At 47.4% G+C, this 832-nt stretch carries 1 protein-coding gene; it reads right to left on the reverse strand.

Going from position 1 to position 832, the window contains the following annotated elements; all coding sequences use genetic code 11:
- A partial coding sequence (locus C3B51_RS22810) for an AMP-binding protein (protein WP_240701960.1) occupies positions 1–827 on the reverse strand: 827 nt, incomplete at its 3' end.
- Positions 828–832 lie beyond the last annotated feature (5 nt).

An 832-nucleotide genomic window follows, 5' to 3' on the forward strand; every position in this document is an offset into this window, starting at 1 on the left:
GCATCCAGCGACACCCAGAGTTCTGGAATAAAGTGCTTTGGCAGTGTATTAGCCAACTCAGCTTGGATCTGCGTCAACTCAGCTTGTGTATCCACCACGATGTAAGCAACTAAACACGCGGCATCTTCTTGCTGGACCATCACAACGGCATGGCTAATGTCTGGGTGTTGCAATAGTGCGTGTTCTATTTCACCCAGTTCAATACGGAAACCTCGGATCTTAACCTGATTGTCCATACGCCCTAAGAATTTCAACTCACCCTCGGCCGTCCACTTTACGAGATCACCTGTTTTGTATAACACCCCATCACCAAATGGGTTGCTCACAAATCGCGCCTGAGTCAAGTCTTGACGATTCCAGTAGCCTTTTGCGACCCCAGCACCGCCTAAGTACAACTCACCCGCAACGCCTACAGGGCAAAGCATATTATCTTGAGACAATACATAAGCCTGAGTATTTGAAATGGGTTTGCCGATCGTCGCCTGGCCATCTAATTGACGGCGTTTAACCGTAGAATACGTCGTATCTTCAGAGGGACCATATAAGTCATATACGTTTTTCACCCCGCGCTGATAAAGCATATCAACGGTTTTTTGCTTCAAAGGTTCGCCCGCCAGATTGATGCTCTCAAACACGGATAAATCGAGCTCTGTGTCCAATAGCGTTTCGACAGCAGAAGGCACTGTATTTAGCAAAGTATTGTGAGGAACTTGCTGCTGCAAAAGTGCCAGCACGTCCTGCACTAACACAACAGTTGTTCCCCCTGTCAACGGTAAGAATATTTCAAAAATAGACAGGTCAAAGCAGACTGACGTCGATGCCAACACATGCG

Source organism: Pseudoalteromonas rubra (assembly GCF_004212645.1).
Classification (GTDB): domain Bacteria; phylum Pseudomonadota; class Gammaproteobacteria; order Enterobacterales; family Alteromonadaceae; genus Pseudoalteromonas; species Pseudoalteromonas rubra_G.